The organism is Nonomuraea sp. PA05 (assembly GCF_008086045.1).
Taxonomy (GTDB): Bacteria; Actinomycetota; Actinomycetes; order Streptosporangiales; family Streptosporangiaceae; genus Nonomuraea; species Nonomuraea monospora.
This window is the reverse complement of record NZ_VSEY01000041.1, coordinates 1-14566: the sequence shown is the minus strand read 5'-3', so window position 1 is coordinate 14566 and position 14566 is coordinate 1. Positions and strand designations below refer to the sequence as shown.

Annotated in this window: 15 protein-coding genes; 5 read left to right on the top strand and 10 right to left on the bottom strand. The window is 69.3% G+C overall.

Features of this window, described 5'->3' with window-relative positions; genetic code table 11:
- Positions 1 to 25 precede the first annotated feature (25 nt).
- The 7 genes from efeB to FXF51_RS45985 all read right to left on the bottom strand — a co-directional run bounded on the left by efeB (position 26) and on the right by FXF51_RS45985 (position 7771).
- Positions 26 to 1273, bottom strand: coding sequence for an iron uptake transporter deferrochelatase/peroxidase subunit (gene efeB / locus FXF51_RS46015; RefSeq protein WP_148441136.1), 1248 nt, complete (start codon positions 1271 to 1273; stop codon positions 26 to 28).
- Positions 1274 to 1284: 11 nt separating this feature from the next.
- Positions 1285 to 2397, bottom strand: a complete 1113-nt coding sequence (efeO, locus tag FXF51_RS46010; protein WP_148441135.1) for an iron uptake system protein EfeO — start codon at positions 2395 to 2397, stop codon at positions 1285 to 1287.
- 12 nt (positions 2398 to 2409) lie between these two features.
- The gene (gene efeU / locus FXF51_RS46005; RefSeq protein ID WP_148441134.1) at positions 2410 to 3228 is read right to left on the bottom strand and encodes an iron uptake transporter permease EfeU; all 819 of its coding nucleotides are present in this window, start codon (positions 3226 to 3228) and stop codon (positions 2410 to 2412) included.
- A gap of 86 nt (positions 3229 to 3314) precedes the next feature.
- On the bottom strand, positions 3315 to 4682 hold the full coding sequence (locus FXF51_RS46000; RefSeq protein WP_148441133.1) for a glycoside hydrolase family 5 protein: 1368 nt from the start codon (positions 4680 to 4682) through the stop codon (positions 3315 to 3317).
- A gap of 4 nt (positions 4683 to 4686) precedes the next feature.
- Positions 4687 to 5529, bottom strand: a complete 843-nt coding sequence (locus FXF51_RS45995) for a carbohydrate ABC transporter permease (RefSeq protein ID WP_148441132.1) — start codon at positions 5527 to 5529, stop codon at positions 4687 to 4689.
- Positions 5526 to 6485 (bottom strand): carbohydrate ABC transporter permease, encoded by a 960-nt coding sequence (locus FXF51_RS45990; protein ID WP_148441131.1) that lies wholly within the window; start codon positions 6483 to 6485, stop codon positions 5526 to 5528. Before FXF51_RS45990 ends, FXF51_RS45995 begins: the two co-directional genes overlap by 4 nt.
- Positions 6482 to 7771, bottom strand: coding sequence for an extracellular solute-binding protein (locus FXF51_RS45985; protein ID WP_148441130.1), 1290 nt, complete (start codon positions 7769 to 7771; stop codon positions 6482 to 6484). Before FXF51_RS45985 ends, FXF51_RS45990 begins: the two co-directional genes overlap by 4 nt.
- Positions 7772 to 7914: 143 nt before the next feature.
- Between FXF51_RS45985 and FXF51_RS45980 the strand changes: the two genes are divergently transcribed.
- The 4 genes from FXF51_RS45980 (at position 7915) to FXF51_RS45965 (ending at position 11515) form a co-directional block, all read left to right on the top strand.
- A complete protein-coding gene (locus FXF51_RS45980) occupies positions 7915 to 8925 on the top strand; it encodes a LacI family DNA-binding transcriptional regulator (protein ID WP_148441129.1) in 1011 nt (336 codons plus the stop codon).
- 248 nt (positions 8926 to 9173) lie between these two features.
- Entirely contained in the window at positions 9174 to 9434 is a 261-nt protein-coding gene (locus tag FXF51_RS45975; RefSeq protein ID WP_148441128.1) for a type II toxin-antitoxin system Phd/YefM family antitoxin, read from the top strand.
- Positions 9419 to 9826, top strand: coding sequence for a PIN domain-containing protein (locus FXF51_RS45970; protein ID WP_148441127.1), 408 nt, complete (start codon positions 9419 to 9421; stop codon positions 9824 to 9826). Before FXF51_RS45975 ends, FXF51_RS45970 begins: the two co-directional genes overlap by 16 nt.
- A 117-nt stretch (positions 9827 to 9943) precedes the next feature.
- A complete protein-coding gene (locus FXF51_RS45965; RefSeq protein WP_148441126.1) occupies positions 9944 to 11515 on the top strand; it encodes a BCD family MFS transporter in 1572 nt (523 codons plus the stop codon).
- A gap of 17 nt (positions 11516 to 11532) precedes the next feature.
- On the opposite strand, the gene FXF51_RS45960 is transcribed toward FXF51_RS45965, so the two are convergent.
- Positions 11533 to 12396 carry an aldo/keto reductase family oxidoreductase gene (locus FXF51_RS45960; protein ID WP_148441125.1) on the bottom strand — a complete coding sequence of 288 codons (864 nt, stop codon included), beginning with the start codon at positions 12394 to 12396 and terminating at the stop codon, positions 11533 to 11535.
- 131 nt (positions 12397 to 12527) lie between these two features.
- Here FXF51_RS45960 and FXF51_RS45955 point away from each other — a divergent pair, with 131 nt between their 5' ends.
- Entirely contained in the window at positions 12528 to 12962 is a 435-nt protein-coding gene (locus tag FXF51_RS45955) for a winged helix-turn-helix transcriptional regulator (RefSeq protein WP_148441124.1), read from the top strand.
- An 18-nt stretch (positions 12963 to 12980) separates the two neighbouring features.
- On the opposite strand, the gene FXF51_RS45950 is transcribed toward FXF51_RS45955, so the two are convergent.
- Together FXF51_RS45950 and FXF51_RS45945 are read right to left on the bottom strand one after the other, a co-directional pair.
- The gene (locus FXF51_RS45950) at positions 12981 to 13601 is read right to left on the bottom strand and encodes a DUF5753 domain-containing protein (protein ID WP_262380284.1); all 621 of its coding nucleotides are present in this window, start codon (positions 13599 to 13601) and stop codon (positions 12981 to 12983) included.
- A 19-nt stretch (positions 13602 to 13620) separates the two neighbouring features.
- On the bottom strand, positions 13621 to 14196 hold the full coding sequence (locus FXF51_RS45945; RefSeq protein ID WP_148441122.1) for a hypothetical protein: 576 nt from the start codon (positions 14194 to 14196) through the stop codon (positions 13621 to 13623).
- Positions 14197 to 14566: the final 370 nt, after the last annotated feature.

Sequence of the window (14566 nt, the reverse complement as noted above, 5' to 3'; positions counted from 1 at the left end):
CCAGATCCACCCGACATTTCTGGATCTATGCCGCGAAAAGTCGGCGCCCCCAGTGGTCGCTCGCGTCCCGCACCCCCGGCGGGCAGGCGAACAGGCCGCTGGAGACGTGCCTGATGTACTCGTTCAGCACGTCGGCGCGCGCCAGGCTGAGCTGGATCGGCACGAACTGCCTGCGTGGATCGCGCTGGTAGGCGATGAAGAACAGCCCCGCGTCCAGGCGGCCGAGCCCGTCGGAGCCGTCCACGAAGTTGTAGCCGCGCCGCAGCAGCCGTGCCTGGCCGTGGAAGCTCGGATGCGCCAGCCGCACGTGCGCGACCTCGCCGATGCGCGGCTGCCCGTCCGGCCCCCTGGCCGCGAAGTCCAGCTCGTCGAACTCGGCCGCGCGGCCCAGCGGCGCGCCCTCGCCCTTGTTCCTGCCGATGATCTGCTCCTGCTCGGCGAGCGACGTGCGGTCCCAGGTCTCGATCATCATGCGGATCTTCCTGGTGACCAGATACGCGCCGCCGGCCATCCACGGACTGCCGTCCCCCTCCGCCGCCCAGAGCTGCTCGCGCAGCAGCGCCGAGTCCTCCAGCTTGAGGTTGTTGGTGCCATCCTTGAAGCCCATGAGGTTGCGCGGGGTGACCTGCTCACGCGAGGTGGAGGAGGTGCGGCCGAAGCCGAGCTGCGACCACCGTACGGCGACCCGCCCGAAGCCGATCCTGGCCAGGTTGCGGACGGCGTGCACGGCGACCTGGGGATCGTGGGCGCACGCCTGCACGCACAGGTCGCCGCCGGAGATGGCCGGGTCGAGCCGCTCGCCGGGGAACCTGGGCAGCGCGGCGAGCTGGGCGGGAAGCCTGCCCGCCAGCCCGAAGCGCTCGTCGAAGAGCGACGCCCCGAACCCGATCGTCAGCGTCAGCCCGGAGGCGGGCAGGCCGAGCGCCTCGCCGGTGTCGTCGGGCGCGGCCTCGGGGGCGCCGCCCACCGCGCCGTACGAGCCGGCCTCCTTGCCCTGTGTCAGCCGCGCCGCCGCGGCCGTCCACTCCTGCAGCAGCTCCACCAGCTCGGCCCGCTTGTCCGTGATGACGTCGAAGGCCGTGAAGTGCAGCCGGTCCTGGGCGGGCGTGACGATGCCCGCCTGGTGCTCGCCGTAGAAGGGGACCGGGTCGGACGCGGAGGCGGCCCGCGCCCGTGGCGGCTCGTCCAGCATCGATCGCGCGACCACCGCGCCGGCGCCCAGCGCGGCGGCCCCTGCCGCGCCGAAACCGAGCAGCTTCCTCCTGCTGACCATGACAGATCCCCTTACTTCGCCACGATCGGGGCGATCTGGCTGATCGGCTCGCCCAGTGCGTTGATCGCGTCGGAGAGCGTCCTCAGCTCGGCCTCGGACAGCTCGTCGTGCAGCCGCCAGCCGTCGCCCTCCTGGTGCACGGCCAGCGCCTGCTCTGCCGCCGCGAACTTCTCGTCCAGCGTCCTGACCAGGTCGGGCGCCCGCTCCTCCAGCACCGGCCGGAGCGCCTGCACGGCCGCCTTGGAGCCTTCGAGGTTGGCGTCGAAGTCCCACAGGTCGGTGTGCGACCAGATGTCCTCCTCACCGGTGATCTTGCCGGTGGCGACCTCGTCCAGCAGCTCCTTGGCGCCGTTGGCCAGGTTCAGCGGGGTCAGCTCGGTGGCGTTGGCCTTGGCCACGATGGTCTTGACGTCCGTGATCAGCTTGTCGGCCACGGGGCCGCTGTCGCTGACGTCCTTGTGGATCCACAGGTCCTTCTCGATGCGGTGGAAGCCGGTCCACTCCTCGCCCTCCGCCAGGTCGGCCTCGCGGCCGTCGATGGCCGGGTCGAGGTCGCCGAAGATCTCGGCGACCGGCTCGATGCGCTCCCAGTACGTCCGCGAGATCGGGTACAGCTCCTTGCCCTTGGCGATGTCGCCCGCCTTGACCGCGTCCACGAACTCCTGCGTCTTGACCAGCAGCGTGTCGGTCTGCGACTTCACGTAGCGCTGATAGCTCTTCGTGGCCTGGGCGAGCTTGGCGTCGGCGTTGAGCGGCCGGTGCTCGCCGGTGACCTTGAGCGCGTTGCGGATGCCCTTGCCGACCATGCCGGGCTTGCAGGCGGTCTCGTACGTGCCGGCGGGCAGCTCGGCGATGAGCTCCCTGGTCAGCCCCGGCACGATGTTCTCGACCTCGGCCATCACCCGGTCGCCCGGCGCGTACACGTAAAACTCGGTGACCTTGGTGCCGCCGTTGGTGATCGCGAACGTGGTGGTGCCCGCCGCCACCTCGGACGCCGCCACCTTGCACTCGGTGTCGCTCGCGGCCACGGCCACCTTGCCGGGGCCAGAGGCGGGGGCGGGGGCGTTCGAGCCGCAGGCGGTCAGCACCGCGAGGGCCGGCAGGAGGACGGTGATGGGACGCATGGCGGCTCCCGTTCAGGCCGCGGCGGGCGCGGAGACCCGCTGGGGGCGCAGGAAGAGGACGAGCGCGGGGACGAGGTACGCGGCCCACACCACGACCTCGGCCACGCTGGGCTGCGGGGTGAGGTTGAACATCCCGGACAGCACGGTGCCGTACCAGGAGTCGGCGGGCAGGGCCGCGCTGAGGTCGAAGGCGCGCGCGTTCAGGCCGGGCAGCACGCCGGCCTCCTGGAAGTCGTGCACGGCGTACTTGAGGATGCCCGCCGCCACCAGGATCAGCAGCACCCCCGTCCAGGTGAAGAACTTCGTCAGGTTGATCCGCACGGCGCTGCGGTACAGGCCCCACCCGATGAGCACGGCGGTGAGCAGGCCGAGGCAGATGCCGATCAGCGGCTGCGCGGTGGCGGTGGCGCCCTGCACGGAGGCGAAGAACAGCAGCGCCGTCTCCAGCCCCTCGCGCGCGACGGCCAGGAACGCCATCACGGCCACCGCGATCGAGCCGACCTCCAGGGCGCCGGCGAGCCTGCCGCGCAGCTCCTTGGAGAGCGCGCGGGCCGCCCGCCGCATCCAGAAGATCATCCACGTGACGAAGCCGACCGCGAGCAGCGAGGTGATCGCCTCGAACAGCTCCTGCCGCGTGTAGTCCAGCCGGGCGGCGGTGAAGGTCAGCAGCGCCCCGAACGCCACCGACAGCGCGACGGCCGCGCCGATCCCGGCCCAGACGTGGGGGAGCCTGTCCGTACGCTCGCTCTTGACGAGGAAGGCGACGAGGACGGAGACGACGAGCGTCGCCTCCAGCCCTTCGCGTAGCCCGATGAGGTAACTGGCGAACATCGGCTGTCCACCGCCCTAACCTAGGGGAGGCTCACCTAAATTAGGGCAGGCAAAACAACCCCGGGCAAGCTCCCGGGACGGGACTGTCACTCCTTGAGGTTGCCGGCCAGCAGGTCGAGCAGCGGCTCCCGGCGTACGCACCGCTCCAGCAGGAACGAGTCGGCCAGCGCGAGCAGCTCGTCGTCGCCGAGGCCCCTGAACAACCCGGCGTACTCGGGCAGCATCGCCTGCGCCAGCAGGATGTGCCTGATCAGGTCGTCGGCCTGGTAACGCGCGCCCCACGGGTACGGCTCCCAGCCGGGGAACTCCGTCTCCACCAGCGCGTGCAGCGGGGCCAGCACGTCCGCCGACTCCTCCATCGTCGAGCCCCAGCGGTCCACGCCGAGCCGCCGCTTCCTGGCGATGAAGCCGCCGAACCGGTCCAGGTACGGCCCGGCCGCGTGCACCAGGCCCTGCAACCCCACGTCCTTGTACGTCCACAGCGACCAGCCCGCGTCCTGCTCGTCGTAGATCGCGAGCTGGTCGCTCAGGATCTGGAGGCGCTGCCGGTCCACGGCCGGGTCGCCGGTGTAGACGGGGCCGAACTCGCCCACCCACAGCGGCGTGCCCGTCTCGCGCTGGAAGCGGGAGCGCCTGGCGAACGTGCGCTCCAGCTCGGCCCGGTCGCACCACTCACCGCGGGTGTAGCCCGGGTAGGGGCCGCCGTGGGCGAACCCGGCCAGCGCGTAGTCGTGCATGACAAAGACGGTGTTCTCATACACTTCCCGAAATATCGAGAAATCGGTGGAGTAGGTGTTGCCGTCCAGGAACAGGACGTGCCGCGGGTCGGCGGCCCTGACCGCCTTCACCAGCCGGTCGTAGAACGGGCCGATCACCTTGCCCGTCACGTCGCCGGGCTCGTTGACCGGGTTGTAGCCCGCCACCCAGGGATGGTCGCGGTAGTGGTCGGCGATCACCTCCCACAGGCGGATCGCCCGGTCCTGGAAGTGCCGGTGCTGCCAGAACGCCGCCACGTGCGTGGGGTTGTCGGAGTGCCAGTGCTGGTTCTGCGCGCCCGGCAGCGCGTGCAGGTCGATCACGCTGTAGACGCCGTGCTCGCCCAGCAGGTCGATCACGCGGTTCAGGTGGCGGAAGCCGCGCTGGTCGATCTCCAAGGGCCGGTCGTCGGACTCCCAGTGGTGGTAGTTCACCGGGATGCGCACGCAGTTCATGCCCAGCCCGGCCAGCAGGGCGGCGTCCCGCTCGGTGAAGAACGAGGTCAGCAGCCGGTCGAAGAACAGCTCGGCCCGGTCGTCGCCGAGCACGGAACGCACCGCGTACCGCATGGAGCTCTCGTTGGCCGGGTAGCCGGTGATGAAGTTCTCCATGTTCATCCAGCCCCCGAGACCCACCCCCCGAAGCCGTACCGGCGTGTCGTCGTCCGTCACGAGATGGGTTCCGGACACGTGCAGCATGGAGTCACCCCTTCGTCGCACCCGCGGTGAGCCCACCGACCAGGTGACGTTCCGCTATGGCGTAGAACCCGAGCGCCGGGACCATGGCCAGGATGAGGTAGGCCAGGATGCGGGCGGTGTCGGAGGCGTACTGGCCCTGGAACTGCTGGATGCCGAGCGGCAGCGTCCAGCTCGTCTCCTCGCTGAACACCACCAGGGGCAGCATGAAGTTGTTCCAGCTTCCCACGATGGCCAGCACCGAGACGGTGGCGATGGCGGGCCTGGCCATCGGCAGCAGGATCCGCCAGAAGAACCCGAACGGCGAGCACCCGTCGATCGTGGCCGCCTCCTCGATCTCGCCCGGGATGCTGCGGAAGAAGCCGCGCAGGATGATGATCGTCAGCGGCAGGCCGAAGGCGGCCTGCGTGAGGATCACGCCGAGCGGGTTGTCCAGCAGGCCCAGCGTGCGCAGCATCACGAAGATGGGCAGGATCGCCACCGCGAACGGGAACATCAGCCCCGCGGTGAACAGCGTGAAGTACAGCTCCCTGCCCCGGAAGGCGAACCGCGCGAACACGAACGCCGCCAGCGCCGACAGCGCGATCGTCACCACGGTGGTCACGACGGCGATGAACGTGCTGTTCCACACCTGCAGCCAGAACGAGCCGGAGCCCAGCACGTCGGTGTAGTTCGCGGTGATCCACTCGTTCGGCAGCCCGAACGGGTTCTCCGACAGCTCGCTGTTGTCCTTGAACCCGCCGAGCAGCGCGTAGAAGACCGGGACGACCATGAACACGCCCACGATGACCGCGATCACGTGCAGGGGCAGCGTGTTGCGGCGCCGCTTGAGCGGCTTCTTGTGGTTCATGGCCGGGCCCCCTGGGAGGTCATCGCGCCCTCCAGGTCGCGGCGCATCACGAACCGCTGGTAGACGAGGGCGAACACGAGGCTGAGCGCGAACATCACGACGCTGATCGCGCTGGCGTAGCCGACCTGGGAACGCTTGAAGCCCCAGTCCATCATGGTGACGGCCATCGTCTCCGAGGAGTGCGAGGGCCCGCCGCCCGTCAGGATCCAGACCAGGTCGAAGAGCTGGATGGTGTAGATGACGGACAGGAAGATGCTGATCCGGATCGTCGGGCCGAGCAGCGGCAGCGTGACGTGCCTGAACGTCTTCCAGGCCGTGGCGCCGTCGATCTGGGCCGCCTCGATGAGCTCGTTCGGGATGTTCTGCCGTCCCGCGAGATAGATCATCATGTGGAAGCCGAAGTACTTCCAGGTCATGACCAGGAAGAGCGACATCATCACGGTGTCGGGGTCCGCCAGCCACTCCGACTCCCAGCCGAACACCGACAGGACCTGGTTCGCCATGCCCGAGCCGGGCGAGAGGATCAGCGAGAACAGCACGCCCGTGATGACCTCGGACAGCACGTACGGCGCGAAGAACAGCACCCGGTACAGCGCCCGCCCGCGCATGCGCTGGTTCAGCAGCATCGCGATGGCCAGCGAGAACGGTAGCTGCACGCAGATCGACAGCAGCACCAGCACCGCCAGGTGCCACATGTCCTGGGCGAAGATCTCGCTGCGGAACAGCCGGGTGAAGTTGTCCACCCCGATGAAGTCGGTGGGCAGGCCGCCGAACCCGTTCCACCGGAACACGCTCGCGTACAGGGCCACCAGCATCGGGGCCACGACCAGCATGACGAAGAGCACCAGCGCGGGCAGCAGGAACAGGGCGATCGTCACCCAGCGGCCACGGCGTGCGGCGGCAGGCGCGGGGGCCGGAAGCTGAAGCGCCTCCGGCCCTTTCGTGAGCGTCGTCATCCGGCTTCGCTCTTGGCCACTTCGCTGATGTCCGCCCCGACCTCTTCAGGCGTCTTCGTCCCGGCGATCAGCTCGGCCACGCTGTCGTTGACCTGCTGGCCGACGGCCGGCGGGTAGGCCTGGTCCAGGTAGAGCTGGTAGCCGCTGGCGCCGGCCAGCAGCGTCGCCACCTGCTTGAGGTTCGGGTCCTTGACCGCGCTCTCCTCGCCCTTGAGCACCGGCAGCACGCCGCCGGACTCCACGGCCTTGGAGTGGTTGCCCATCTCCGTCATGAACTTGACGAAGTCGACGGCCTCCTTCGGCGCGTCCGAGCCGACGGTCAGCCCGCCGCCACCGCCGAACGCGTCACCGGCCGAGCCCTTGCCGCCCTCGACCGCGGGGAACGGGAAGAAGCCCAGGTCCTCGCCGAGGCCCTTGCCCGCGTCCGCCTGCACGCTCGGCGCCCACTGGCCCATCAGCTCCATCGCCGCCTTGCCGTTGCTGACCGTGGCGGACTGGCCGTCGGGCGTGGAGTAGGCCGCGCCCAGGAAGCCCTTCTGGAACGGCTGCAGGTCGGCCAGCGCCTTCACCTGCTGGCCGGCGGCCACGAAGTCGGGCTTGGTGAAGTCGTGGTCGACGGCCGCCTGCTTGAGCGCGTCCAGACCGGCGATGCGCATCGCGAGGTAGGCCCAGTAGTAGTGGCCGGGCCACTTCTCCTTACCGGCCAGCGCGATCGGGGTGACGCCCGCGGTCTTCAGCTTCTTGACGTTCTCCAGGAACGCCGACCAGGTGGCGGGCGGCTCCGTGATGCCCGCCTTCTCGAAAAGTTTCTTGTTGTACCAGAAACCCACCAGCCCGATGTCGGTCGGCAGGCCGTACGTCTTGCCGTCCAGTTGGTACGCGCTGAGCGCCGCCGGCGTGAAGTTCGGCAGCACGTCGGCGACGTCGCCGGAGATGTCCTTGACCAGGCCGGCGTCGATCTGCTGCTTGAGCACGCCGCCGCCCCACGAGGCGAAGACGTCGGGCGCGTTGCCCGACTGCGTGATCGTGGTCAGCTTGGCCTTGTAGGCCTCGTTCTCCAGGACCGTGGCCTTGATCGTGACGTGCGGGTTCTTGGCCTCGAACTCCTTGGCGCGCTGCGCCCAGAGGGACTTCAGCGGCTCGGCGGTCGAGAGGTGCCACCACTCCAGCGTGACCTTCGCGGGCGCGCCGCCCGAGCTCTGCTGAGGCGCCGCGTCCCCGCCGCCACCACCACCGCAGCCGGCCAGGAGCACCGCGGCCGCGACTAACACCAGACTGCGTTTCATGGGGTTCCTTCCTCAGCTTGGCGAAAGTTTCGTGAACCCCCCGATAATTTCTTTGGCGCGATCGTAGGTAAACGTCATGTAAAGCGTCAACACCTCGACCGGGAGCGATCCCAAACCGAAACTTTCGGATACACTCCCGATTTGTGTCAGCGAAGAGGCGGGTGACGATCGCACTGATCGCGGAGGAGGCCGGGGTCTCCATACCGACGGTCTCGAAGGTCATCAACGGGCGTCCGGAGGTCGCTCCGGCGACCCGCCACAGGGTCGAACGGCTACTGCAGGAGCACGGCTACCAGCGGCGCATCAGCCAGGACGACACCCCGGCCGGCCTGGTGGACCTGGTCTTCGCGGAGATCGAGTCACCCTGGGCCATGGAAATCGTCCGAGGGGCGGAAAGCGCGGCCCACGAAGCCGGCGCCAGCGTCGTCATCTCGGTCCTCCACACGCACGCGGGCCCGGGCCGTGACTGGCTCGAACGCCTCGCGGCCCGGCGCACGGACGGCGTGGTGATAGTCGCCTCGCGACTTTCGACCGGCATCCAGGCCCAGCTCAGCGCGCGCTCCCTGCCGTTCGCCGTGGTCGACCCCGAAGGCGAGCCCGCACCCGGCGTCATCTCGGTCGGCGCCACCAACTGGAACGGCGGCCTCGCCGCCACCCGCCACCTCCTCGAACTCGGCCACCGGCGGATCGGCATGATCAGCGGCCCCGCCGACATGCTGTGCAGTCAGGCGCGTATAGACGGTTACCGGGCGGCTCTCGAGACCGCCGGCCTTCCCGTCGTGCCTGACTTGATCAGGCGCGGCACGTTCCTGGTCGAGTCCGGGCACGACCAGGGGCACGCCCTGCTCTCCCTGCCTGAGCCGCCTACGGCGATCTTCGCTGGGAGCGACCTGATGGCGTTCGGGGTCTTCGAGGCTGCCCGGCAGCGTGGGTTGCGGGTGCCTGAGGACCTGAGCGTCGTCGGGTTCGACGACCTGCCGCTGGCCAAGTCGGCTTGGCCGCCGTTGACCACCGTGCGGCAGCCGTTGCAGGAGATGGCGGCGTTGGCTACGCGGACTGTGCTGGCGATGGGGCATGGGGAGGTTCCGGAGACCAAGCGGGTGGAACTGGCCACGGAGCTCATCGTTCGGGACAGCACGGCGCGGTACGAGTAACCCCGGCTTCGCCCACCCGTTGCCCGGTTACCGGGTGGGCCGTTGGGAGCCCGCCCCGAAAGGGCTTCGCGTGGAGGCGCTTCGCGCCGTGGAGCTCAGGCGTTTTTGATTTGGCGCCTTGCGGCGCACCCCCGGCGCCTGCGGCGCTCTCGCCCGCTCTGTTGCCCATTTGCCGGATGGGCCGTTGGCTACTTGTCTCGCGCGGATTTCCCTGCACTCACGAGGATGGGATCAGATAATCTGATTCCATGAAGGTGTTGACTGCTACAGAAGCATCACGAAGCTTCGCTGCGGTTCTCGACGAGGCCGAGCGAGGCGAGACCATCGTGGTCACGCGTGGCGGGAAACAAATTGCGGTGATCACCCCCGCTTCCGCCGCACCAGGCCGTATGGTCAAGGCGTTCCTGGCCAGAAGCGCACGCGACCTGGACAGTGACTTCGAAGCCGATGTCGCTGCGGCCAGGGAAGTTGTCGACGACGAGATGAGGGGCACATGGCCCGACGCCTGATCCTTGACACCGGGGTACTCATCGCCGCGGAGCGGGGGAAGGCCGCTGCGGGTGATGTCATTGGAGACGCGGATGATGTCGCCATCGCCGCCATTACGGTGGCGGAGCTGCTCGTTGGCGTGGAGTTGGCGGATGGCGCGCGTCGCACGGGTCGGCAGACATTCGTCGACGAGGTTCTCGCGTTGATCCCAGTCGAGGAGTACACAACGGATGTGGCGAGGGTCCATGCACGGCTCCTCGCGCATACCCGCTTGGAAGGCAAGAAGAGGGGCGCGTACGACTTGTTGATCGCTGCGACTGCGGCCGCCACGGCAAGAACCGTCATAACGATGGACTCGTCCGCCTCTTTCGGTGACTTGCCTGGCGTGAAGGCCGTGGTTATCCCTCGCTAACCAGCGCGTTCGAGATCACCTCTTGGATCGGTGCGTTCCCGGGAAGAGCCATCGTCGGCCAGCACCCGGTGCGGGCGCGCCCAAGCCCCCGCACGATCTGCGCCCCCCTTGGATCCTGTGTGCGCCGTGGCGGCTCACTACCATTCCGCCATGTTTTCCGATCTTGTCTTCTCCGCCATCATGGCACTGCTCATAGCCGGTTTCGTGGGTCTCCCCCTGAGCATCGCGGCGGCGACCATCCCCGCCGCGCGGCTCTCCGCCCCGTCCGATCGCCACGAGCCCATGAGCAGGAAAGCCGTCGTCCTGGGGCTGTTCGCCTCGTTCGCGGGCGTCTGGCTGATGGGGCTCGGCGCGTGGCTGGCAAGTGGGGATTCGCGTTACGGCGCCTTGGAATCCCTCGGGGTGCTACTGATCACCCTCGTCGGCGCGGGCGTGCTCGCCGCCGGTCTTGGCCCGCTGCCTTCGTGGCTGCTGGAGACCCTCGGCCCGGTCGCCGAACGGCTGCCGTCGCCCTTCCGCCTTGCCGTCCGCGATCTGACCCAGCGTCGTGCCCGTGCGGTGGTCGCGATCACTCTGGTGATGCTGACGTCGGGCTTCGGCCTCGCGCTGACGATCATCGCGGTGGGCGAGACGACGCAGAGCAGGGCCGAGTACCTTCCCCAAGGAAGGCCGGGCAGCTTACTAGTCCAGTCGCGCTACGTGTACCTGGAGCCCTTCTCAGCCGTGGACGCGGCCACCATACGAGCGGCGATCGAGCGGGAACTGCCGGGCGTGCCGATCGTCCAGAATGAGACCGTTCCGGACTCCTCTCGGTTTTTCAACGCCGCAGCGGAGAACATCGAGATGCCGGAGGAGGCCGTCTACGGACATCACGTCATCGGTGACGAGAAGCTGCTGCGGTACCTCACAGGCGACCAATCGACGCCGTACGACGAGAGCACGGCAGTAGTGGTCACGTCCGCCGGCGTGCAGGTCGACTCGGTGAACCTCTTTTACGAGCTGCACAAGGACGACGAGACCACGCAGACCAAGACCGTCCGCGCGGCCGTCGCCAAGCCAGCCGACCCCTACATGCAGACGATCTTCGTCCCCGCCGAACTCGTCCGGGACCTCGGTTTCCAGCTCCAGCCCGCCGAGCTGATCGTCGACCCCACCCTCCACCGGGTCACGGCCGAGGAGCAGCAGCGTCTCGACGACCTGCTGGACGACGCGCTCGCGGACATTTACGTCGAACGAGGCTTCCAGGCCTCGACCGGGTGGCTGCTCTTCGCCGCGGCGGCGTTCCTCGCCGCCGTCGGGTGCTCGCTGTCGTCCGGCTTCGGCGTCGCCGCGAACGCGCGCCAGGCCCGCGTCATGCGACGCGCGGGCAACGGGTCGGCCGCGGCCTTCCGCTGGTTCTGCGCCTCCCGCGCGGGTCTGAGCGCCCTGTGCGGGACGGTGCTCGGCGCGGTCGCCGGAGGTCCGGCCGGGATGTTGCTGCTGTGGCCGCTGACGGTGCGTAGCGCGTGGGAGGACCCGGCACGGGTGCCGTTCGAGACCCCGTGGCCGGCGGTCGTGGTGATCGTCACCGGTCTTCCCGTCCTCGCCGCGGCCCTCGGTGCGATCTTCGCCCGCGAGCACCCGCACGTCTCCGCGCCCGCGGCGTCTCGGCCTGACACCGGCATCGCGCCGAGCTCAACCCTTGGGTGAGAGGTCGTCCAAGACCCCTACCGGGCTATCTTGTCCAGCTCGGCGAGCTCCTCATCGGAAAGCGACAACCCGGCCCCGCCGACGTTCTCCCGCAGATGCGCCACCGAGGACGTCCCGGGAATGAGCAGGATGTTCGGCGACCGGCGCAGCAACCAAGCCAGAGCCACGGACATCGGCGTCGCATCCAATCGCTCGGCAACCGCGGACAACCCCGCCGACTGCAGCGGGCTGAAGCCGCCGAGCGGGAAGAAGGGCACGTAAGCGACGCCCTGCTCGGCAAGCTCGTCGATCAACTCGTCGTCCTGCCGGTAGGCGAGGTTGTACATGTTCTGCACGCACACGATCGGCGCGATGGCCCGCGCCTCCGCGACCTGTTCCGCCGTCGCGTTGCTCACCCCGAGATGCCGGACGAGCCCCTGCCGCTGAAGCTCGGCGAGCGTCTCGAACGGTTCGGCGAGTGAGCCGGGCTGGGGCCCCTGGGCGTCACCGAGCCGGAGATTGACCACGTCGAGCACGTCGAGCCCCAGGGATTCGAGGTTCTCGTGCACGGCCCGGCGGATGTCGTCGGGCTTGCGGGCCGGCGGCCAGCCGCCCTGGTCGTCGCGGGTCGCGCCGACCTTGGTCACGATGTGCAGCGACTCGGGGTACGGGTGCAGCGCTTCGCGGATCAACTGGTTGGTGACGCGCGGGCCGTAGGCGTCACTGGTGTCGAGGTGGGTGATGCCGAGGTCGGCGATCTCGCGCAGGACGGCGAGCGCGCTGTCGCGGTCAGCCGGGGGACCCATCACCCCCGGGCCGGCGAGCTGCATGGCGCCGTAGCCGAACCGGGTGACGGTCAGGTCGCCGAGGGTCCAGGTGCCGCCGGGAAGAGACGTGCTCATGTTCTGCCTTCTCGTGTCGAGCTTTAGGGTGGTGCCTGATGGCTCCTTGCTCCAGTATGGATAGGTAACTTCCTATCAGGAAGTACGCACTTCAGAGTGCGTAAGACACCGGCGGGTCAGAGGAGCGGTCGATGGCGACGACGACGGCGGCGCAGAAGAGGGCGCAGGAGAAGATGGCTTATGACGCTTTCGTGGCGGCATGCCCGAGCCGCAAGCTGCTCGATCGGATCTCCAACAAGTGGGTCACGCTGATCCTGGCCGCGCTCGGCTCGCTGGAGGTGGACGAAGGCTGCGCGGGCGGGCCACGGTCGATGCGGTATTCGGAGCTGTCCCGGCTGCTGGCAGGGGTCAGTCAGAAGATGCTCACGCAGACGTTGCGCTCCCTGGAGCGCGACGGCCTCGTCACGCGCACCGTGACGCCGACCGTGCCCGTCACGGTCACGTACGAGCTGACCGACCTCGGGCTCTCTCTGCACGAGATGATGCGCGGCATCAAGGCCTGGGCGGAGACGCACATGGATGACGTGCTCGCCAATCGCGACACGTACGACGGCCGGGTCGCCTGATTCGGACCGGCGAGGCGGTCATGAGCCGACGGCGGTGTGCCGGAGAGGGTGCGGGTGTTCGGTTGTCCATGCCTGGAAGGCACGGAAGCCGCCTCCCGAGGGGCCGCGATGTCGCTTGATGTTTCTCGCAGAGCCTTCGCGCGACCAGGCCTGCCGCGCGGACGCGAAGAGCGCACGCGCTTCGTCGCCGTGGACGGCTGACCCGGACAGGGTCTGGAACGCCTTCTCGCACAGCGCGATGTCGCCGGGAGCCTTGATGCGAACCTGTCCCGGGACGGTGTCCACGCGCACCTGTGCGGTGTCGTAGATCCAGAAGTTCTCCGGCGGCCAGATGCCGGTCTCGGCCCGCCGGATGACGACCCCGAGGCTGACGTTCGGGCGCCGTGTCAGCTCCGTGAGCTTGTCCGACTGCTCCGCCATGACCTCCGGACCGCCGTACAGGGTGTGCGGGGCCTGCTCACCGATGAGGATGGCGAAGCGGCGTGTGCCGTTCGTCATGACCTCCTGCTGCTTCATGCGCGCCTCGACGGCGGCGTCCACGTCGTCCGGGATGCCGCGGAAGCCGATGATCTTCGAGAGGTGCCCGCGCGCGTACGCCATGGTCTGCATGAGACCGGGCACGGCGCCGTGCTGGAAGATCTGGAAGTGGCTCGTGCGGTCAGTGGAAGTAGGATTTGCGTGAGTCCACGCCGGTCCGGCTGGCGATGCAGCGGTAGAACCGCACCCCGTCCTCGAACTGGGACTGCGACGGCGGCATCACGTCCGCCTCCCAGCCCGCGGCGGCGAGGTTGCGTGCCGTGCCGGCCCTGCTGGCCAGCAGGACCGTGCGGCTGCAGACCTTCTTCACGGTCGGGTGCCTGGCGAGGTCCTGCTGGACGTACGTCTCGGCGTCCTTCGGGATGGGCGCCACCGCGAACGTCTCCCACGAGTGGGACTCCTCGCAGCCCAGCCGCCTGGCCTTGGTGTCGCCGACGATGATGACCAGGCCGCCCCAGCACTCCGCCTCCCGCACGCACGCCGCCCCGCCGCCTCTGATCCTCGCGGCGGGGCAGTTCTCGGTGTACGTGTCCAGGCCCTTGAAGACGCTGGGCTTCTTCTTCTGGGTCGTGGCCTTGGAACTCGGCGCGGCGATGGTCTCCTGCTCGGTCTCGGGGGCCTGCTGGATGACCTGGGTGTAGACGAACACGCCCGCACCGGCCACGATCACCAGCGACAGGGCGGCGATGATCGCCACCAGGACCTTGTTGATGCCGTGGGGTGCGGCCGGGGGTCTGGTGGGCTGTTCGTGCGGGGGGTTGGTGGGCTGCTGGGGCGGGCCTGCGGGGGGTGGGGTGAAGGGTGCCGAGTGGCGTCCAGAAGAGGCGGGCGGGATGGGGGCGTGGGGGCCGGAAGAGGCGGGGGCCCGGGGGGGGGGGGGGGGGGGGGGTGGGGGGGGGGGGGGGGGGGGGGGGGGGGGGCCCCCGGGGGCCCGGGGGGGGGGCCCGCGCGGGGGGGGGGGGCGGGGGGGGGGGGGGCGGGCGCGGGGGGGGGGGGCGCGCGGCGCCCGCGGGGGGCCCCCGGGGGGGGGGGGGGGGGGGGGGGGGGGGGGGGGGGGGGGGGGGGGG